Source organism: Mailhella sp. (assembly GCF_057866825.1).
The window spans coordinates 1-6,402 of the sequence record NZ_DBMAHT010000113.1 but is presented as its reverse complement, the minus strand read 5'-3'; the positions used below and the strand labels follow the sequence as shown (position 1 = coordinate 6,402).

The window sequence follows — 6,402 nt, the reverse complement described above, 5'->3', positions numbered from 1 at the left end:
AGTTGGGGAGGAACTGGCGACGGCGGAGGGAAAATGCGCCGGGGAAAGCAGGCGAGGGAGCAGAGGGAAGAGGGGGTGGAGGGAAGCCGCACCTTGAGAAGTCTTTCCGTTTGCGGGCGGGGAGACCACGGGACGCGGATGCATCGGACAGCCTGCGGGGATGTCGGCAAAAGAGAAAACATCGAAACGAAAGAGGGCGGCGCACGGAACGCAAAGACCTGCGTCAAGGGGAAGCGGATGAAGGAAAATCCAGAGACAGACGCTCCGCGACACATCCCTTGCCGCACGTTCCTTCCGCGCCCGTCCCCCAAAAATAAAAGTTTTAGGAAGGGGAATAGGGGTGCGGGGAAAGGGAGACACCCTTTTGAAAAAGGGCTGTCCCCCTTTCCCCGCAAACTTTTCCATCTCTTTTTCTTCCTCTGCCTGTCGGCGGAGGAATGCGCGAAACCGCGGAGCGAAGCAGAGAGCGCCGGAGCTCGGCGGAAAACGACGAGCGGGGGAATTTCCGAAGCCGGAATTTCAGTGGACAGAGGGAGAAAATCCTGACTAGTCAGGTACGGAGAGGGCGGCGCACGGAACGCAAAGACCTGCGTCAAGGGGAAGCGGATGAAGGAAAATCCAGAGACAGACGCACCGCGGCGCATCCCTGCCGCACCTTTTTTCCGTGCCCGTCCCCAAAATAAAAGTTTTAGGAAGGGGGATGAGGGCGCGGGGGAAGGGGGACAGCCCTTTTTCAAAAGGGTGTCACCCTTCCCCCGCCATCTCTTCCTTCTCTCTCCCTCTCCCTACTTTCCTTCCAGTTTGGCGAGGGCGTCCATGAGGGCGTCGATATCGGCGGGGGCGGGGGTGGAGGGGAGGCCGGCGAGCATGCCGAGGCCTTCCATGGCGTCGTGGAAGGCTTCGGGGGTCATGCTGGTGACGGCGGCGGTATGGATCATGGCGTTGACGGAGAGCACCTGGAACACGGCGTGGCGCAGGGCGGCGTTATCGGCGTTGATGTCGAGCACGACGAGGGTGGGCCGGTGCCGGTTCAAGGTGCTGAGGGCGTCGTCCATGCAGCAGGCGAGGCTCAGGACGGCGCCGTGTTTTTCAAACTGCGGCCGGAGGCTCTGCCAGAGTTCGGCGCGGGGCGAGACGACGAGGATATCCATGGTGCAGGGCATCAATGGGCGTGTCCGCCGCCGCAGGTGAATTCGAGGCTGAAGGGCTGGAGCTGTCCGGCGATGTAGGCGTTGACGGCGCTGCCCACGGTGAGCTGATTGCCGGCAAAGAACACCTGCACGCCCACCTGCTGGAAGCCCATGAGCGGGCGCATGCCCATACCGCCGGCGAGCAGCACGTTGACGTTGTGCGAGGCGAGGTGCTGCACGGGAGCGAGGCAGCCGCCCTGCTGATGAGGCACATTTTCCAGCGTGGAGACGGACTTGATCTTGTTGTCCTCGATTTCCACGATGGTGTAGATGTCGCAATGGCCGAAGTGCATGCCCATCTGGGCGTCGAGTCCGCCGGGCATGACGGAAGGAACGGCAACAACAGTGCTCATGTAAGACTCCTGAAAACGGTCGTAGAGGCGCCTTTCAGCGGCGCACGTTCAGCTTCTGAAGGGCCGACCACATGTCCTTCAGTCTGTTTCCCACAGGATTGTCGAATTCCGTGAGCGCCTTGCGGGCCACCATGGCCCGCGTGACCACGGGATCGAAGGGGAGGCGTCCGAGAAGGACGTCGCCGCGTTGTTCGCATTCTCTGGCGATGGCGTCGGCCTCTTCCGGATTGAGGTCCGCCTTGTTGATGATCACGGCCACCGGCACGCGGAAATGACGGCACAGATCCGCCACGCGCAGAAAGTCGTGACGTCCGGAGGGAGTGGGTTCCACCACGCCCACGGCCAGACTTGCGCCCGACAGCGAGGATATGACCGGACATCCCACGCCGGGCGAGCCGTCGCAGAGAATGGTGTCCAGGTTCTGTTCGCGGGCGAGGGCGCGGGCTTCGGCCTTGAGCAGGCTCACGAGCTTGCCGGAGTTCTCCTGACCGGGGAAGAGCAGCGCGTGAACCATGGGCCCGAAGCGGGTGTCGCTTTTGTACCAGTCGCCGCAGTGGGGCTCTTCCAGATCAATGGCCTTGGCCGGGCACAGATGCGCGCACACGCCGCAGCCTTCGCAGCGCAGCGGATCGACGGCGTAGCCGTCCTTGCGCAGAGAAATGGCGTCGAAGGCGCACAGACCGGCGCATTTGCCGCAGGCAAGGCAGGCGTCGCGCCGGATGACGGCCTTGTGCCCGGAGACGAAGGCATGGGTTTCCCGCGGCGTGGGATCAAGCAGAATGTGCAGATCGGGAGCATCCACGTCCAGATCGCAGATCACCTTGTTTTCAGCCAGATGCGCAAAGGCTGCGCTCACGGTGGTTTTTCCGGTGCCGCCCTTGCCGCTGATGACGACGATTTCACGCATGATGCGCCTCCCGGGCCCGCTTCGCGCCGAATTCGACAAGCGCGTCCCTCAAATGTTCAAAGCGTTCGCGCCAGGCGGGGGAGAGCTCCGCCAGCAGACGGCCCGACGCGTACTGTTCGGCGGCTTCGCGTTCAAAGGGAAGCTCGGCAAGCACGGGCACGTCGTGTTCGCGGCAGTAGGCGCGCACGGCCTCGTCGCCCTCGGCGTTGCCGTCCGCTCCGGCCCGGTTGATCACCGCCGCCACGGGCAGCTCCATGGGCAGAAACGCCTGATGCGCCAGCTTGAAATCGTGAAAGCCGAACGGCGTGGGATCCGCCACCAGCAGAATCACGTCGGCCTCGCGGGCCACGGTCACGGCCGGACAGCTCACCCCGGGAGGCGAGTCGATGAGGGCGTCGGCGGAACGTTCTTCGAGCATGGCGGAGAGCCGGCGCAGCTCCTGACGCAGCAGCGGCGGCGTCATGGATTCCCCGATGCGCGTGCGGCCCGCAAGATATCTCACCGAACCGTTCAGCACGTCGCCGCTCTCAAGCACGCCGAGCTCGCGCTTTCCGTGAACGAGCGCGCCCGAAGGACACACGGCAAAGCATCCGCCGCATCCGTGGCACATGTCGGGAAAAAGCGTGATCCGCCCCGCAAACGACGCAATGGCCTTGTACGTGCAGATGTTCCGGCACTTCTCGCAGTGAATGCACTTTTCCGGATCCATGTTCGGCACGTCGAGATATGCCGTCGTCGTTTCCGTCATCCGCGGCGGAAGAAAAAGATGCAGATTCGGCGCCTCGGCGTCGGTGTCCACGGCCACGAGCGGCCCGCGCCACACGTCGGCAAGCGAGGCCGTCACGCAGGTCTTTCCCGCGCCGCCCTTGCCGCTGGCTATGACTACCCGCATGTTTCCTCCGCTACTTGTTCGAGGCTTCGGCAAAGGGAAGAGAGCCGCTTTCAAAGCGTTCCACCGCCTCGCGCACGCTCACGTTTTCCACGTCCTGACAAATCTTGATGCCCGCCGCCTTCAGCGCTTCAAAGGCCTTGGGCCCCACATAGCCGCTGATCACCACGTCCACGCCCGCGCGCGCCATGCGCTCGGCCGTCTCTATGCCCGCGCCCATGCTCATGGTCTGCGAGGCTCCGTTGTCGATGTATTCCACGCTCTTCTCCGGAAGCGTGACCACAACAAATCCGCCGGCCCGGCCGAAACGCGGATCTACCATGTCGTCAAGCGTGGGCCCTTCACTCGAAACTGCAATCTTCTGCATGGTGTGCTCCTTGTGCCCGGAACAGAAATCGGAAACCACGGCGTACGTGCCGCCTTCAATGCGCAACGCCATTCCCTGCGTGAGCGCCAGCGCTACCGTGCGCCGCGCCGACGCCAGCGTTCGCCCGAACGTGTGACGCGATACCCGCATGTGCTGCGACGCTTCCTGCGCCGTGAGCCCCTCCGCATCCGCCAGACGCAACGCCTCCAGCTCGTCCACGCTCAAACACGCTTCCTGAAGCTCGCGCAGCGGTATCCCGCGCGGCTTGAAATACGTCACCGATGGCGCAGAACTTACATATCGACATTGTCTGGGACGCGGCATCTTCCTTCCGAACCTGAAAATCAATGTTTGTTTTGCACAAATGAGCATAACCAGAAAATTCCCCGCGTCAACCCCTCCGTAATGCGGAAAGGCAGAAAAGGCAGGAAAGACAGGAAAGGCAGGAAAGGCATGCGGGGGAAATAATTCCCCCCGCGCCCCCCTGATTCTGCCTCGCAGCTAACGCTGCTTCGGCAGGACAGGGTGAACGGGAAGATTATGGCCGAGGCAAAGGGCGAGGGCGGGAGGTCGGAAAGGCTGGGACTGCGAGGGATGGCGTGCTTGGCAGGCGATGTTCGGTCTGCGGACTCAGTGCAGGTGTGTCCTTTCGGACCCACCTGCGGTGGCCGACTCCTGTCCGGCCTGCGCCGGACAGTCGTGAGTAAGGAAGGGATTTCCAGATGCTTGGGGAGAACACCAAGTGCCGCGAAAGTGAACCGGAAAGAGTTCTCTCAACGCTCTGGGGCCCGCGACCTGTCTTCAGACGGTCGCGCCGACGGCAGGCAAGTAGCCGGAATTCACTTCCGGCGTTAAACGCAGCCGCCGTCGTGCAAGTTCCGCATCTCGTACAGCGTGTCTTGCGCAAACGGGACGTGGCGGATGCCGAGCGCTCGCATGCTGCGCCCGCCTGCGGTGGCCGACTCCTGTCCGGCCTTCGCAGGACAGTCGTGAGTAAGGAAGGGCTTTCCAGATATTTTTTTTGGGGAAAATCCCGTGGGCAACACGCCGCCGAACATGTCCACATTGATAGAATTTCCAGATGTTGGGGAAGGGGAGGAATGTGAACGGCAGGGGAAGACGACGGGGAAGCTTCACCGTTCACCCAAAAGGCTGCGGGACGTGCCCGACAGGGTTCGTCCCGCAAATTATGGGGGTCGGGGGAGATTATCTCCCCCGATGCCTTTTCTGCCTTTTGTCTTTTCTGCCTTTTCTGTCTTTACTGTGTTTTGGTGATTTGTGCAGAGCTGGATTATTCGGGATTTTCTGGGGTTCGAAGTTTGCTGTCCGGGGGCGAAGCGGAGGCGTTTGGGGCGTTATGGCCGCATTCGGTGAGGCAGGGATGGGGATGTCTAATGTCGACAATTTATGACTTTGAGAAAAAAGTCAGGAAATGAGGGAAGTTGGGAGAAATTCTCACGGATGGAGGCGTAAGCGGAGGGAAAAGGAGAACAAAAAAGAAATGTGCGGGGGATTTTTCTTGAGGGGGAGGCAGGATCGGAGGGCGGAAGGAAACGAAGGAAAAACATGAAAAATGGAGAAAAATTGAGAAAATCTGAGAAAAATAAAAGGCAAGTTGTGGAAGAAAAAGTGGAAAACTTTGTGGAATTTTTTTGTTATCGGAGAAATTTCAAGTGTTATCAATGGATTAATATAAAAAGCCCAATAATGGAGGAGTTGAAAATTTTTTCAACTATGATAATGATTTATTAGTTCGAGACGTTGTGAAAAACGCACTTGCGGCATAGTGCGGATTTTTGATTCATGCCGATGGTATTTTCCTTTGCCCTTCTGTAAAGATTCTCTGTTATGAAAGAAATCTGGTCTTCTATACTTAACGAACTTCGCAGCAGACTCCCCGAGGGAAAGTTCAAGGTTTTTCTTGAGCCTCTCAAGGGTGATGTGGTCAAATTGTCGCGCACTGACCGTTCCGGCGGCCAGGGGCTTCTTATTGAACCTGTCGGAGCCTGCGAATGGGAAGTTCGCCTGACCGCCATGAATGATTTTATGGCGGCTCAGGTGCGCGACCAGTTTTCTCAGGCCATTGCGGAAGTGGCGTCTTCGCAGCTCGGCAGCCGCGTGAAGGTGACGGTGCGTGCGTCTTCGTCGCGCAAGAAGGCGGAGCTGCCGCGTCCGACGAGTCTTGAACAGCTGGCGGCTTCCATTCCGTCCACGGCGCCGACGGTGCTCATGGCCGACAAGCAGCTTGATCTGCCCATGCCGCTGCCTCGGGTGCGCACCTTCAATCCGGCCATGATGAAGGGGTGGAAGCACTCCTTTGAAGATTTTGTTGTCGGGCCGTGCAATCAGATAGCCTATGCGGCGGCGAGCAACATTCTGGAAGCGAGCGCTCCGGTGGACATGGTGTTTCTGTGTGCGGGAGCGGGGCTCGGCAAGACGCATCTCACCCAGGCGGTGGGGCGTGCGCTCAGTCTTGAGGCCGACAAGCGTCAGGTGCGCATGGAGTATCTCACGGCCGAGGAATTCACCTCGCAGTTCGTGCAGGCCATGAAGTACAAGACCATCGACCAGTTCAAGGAACGTTTCCGTCAGCTGGACATGCTGCTTCTGGAAGACGTGCATTTTCTGCGCGGCAAGGATCGCACGCAGGAAGAGCTGCTTTCCACGATTAAGAATCTTCAGGATCACGGCGGCCG

At 60.1% G+C, this 6,402-nt stretch carries 6 protein-coding genes; 1 reads left to right on the top strand and 5 read right to left on the bottom strand.

The window, feature by feature from the left end; translation table 11 throughout:
* Positions 1–785: 785 nt before the first annotated feature.
* From ACZM96_RS08925 to ACZM96_RS08905, 5 genes are read right to left on the bottom strand one after another with little or no spacing between them, the layout of a single operon-like run.
* Positions 786–1,166: a hypothetical protein gene (locus ACZM96_RS08925; protein WP_489488615.1), complete on the bottom strand. Its 381-nt coding sequence runs from the start codon at positions 1,164–1,166 to the stop codon at positions 786–788.
* Positions 1,163–1,543, bottom strand: coding sequence for a NifB/NifX family molybdenum-iron cluster-binding protein (locus ACZM96_RS08920; RefSeq protein ID WP_489488614.1), 381 nt, complete (start codon positions 1,541–1,543; stop codon positions 1,163–1,165). The genes ACZM96_RS08925 and ACZM96_RS08920 overlap by 4 nt, the downstream gene beginning before the upstream one ends.
* Positions 1,544–1,577: 34 nt before the next feature.
* Entirely contained in the window at positions 1,578–2,450 is an 873-nt protein-coding gene (locus tag ACZM96_RS08915) for an ATP-binding protein (RefSeq protein ID WP_489488613.1), read from the bottom strand.
* Positions 2,443–3,342: a 4Fe-4S binding protein gene (locus ACZM96_RS08910; RefSeq protein ID WP_489488612.1), complete on the bottom strand. Its 900-nt coding sequence runs from the start codon at positions 3,340–3,342 to the stop codon at positions 2,443–2,445. Before ACZM96_RS08910 ends, ACZM96_RS08915 begins: the two co-directional genes overlap by 8 nt.
* 10 nt (positions 3,343–3,352) lie before the next feature.
* Entirely contained in the window at positions 3,353–4,030 is a 678-nt protein-coding gene (locus ACZM96_RS08905; RefSeq protein ID WP_489488611.1) for a NifB/NifX family molybdenum-iron cluster-binding protein, read from the bottom strand.
* Positions 4,031–5,554: 1,524 nt separating this feature from the next.
* On the opposite strand from ACZM96_RS08905, the gene ACZM96_RS08900 reads away from it, so the two are divergent.
* Positions 5,555–6,402 (top strand): DnaA ATPase domain-containing protein (locus ACZM96_RS08900; protein ID WP_489488610.1); only part of this gene is annotated, 848 nt, incomplete at its 3' end.

Coding starts and splice junctions, on each gene's coding strand:
- ACZM96_RS08920 (WP_489488614.1), bottom strand. CDS start 1,543: ATGAGCACTGTTGTTGCCGTTCCTTCCGTCATGCCCGGCGGACTCGAC.
- ACZM96_RS08915 (WP_489488613.1), bottom strand. CDS start 2,450: ATGCGTGAAATCGTCGTCATCAGCGGCAAGGGCGGCACCGGAAAAACC.
- ACZM96_RS08910 (WP_489488612.1), bottom strand. CDS start 3,342: ATGCGGGTAGTCATAGCCAGCGGCAAGGGCGGCGCGGGAAAGACCTGC.
- ACZM96_RS08905 (WP_489488611.1), bottom strand. CDS start 4,030: ATGCCGCGTCCCAGACAATGTCGATATGTAAGTTCTGCGCCATCGGTG.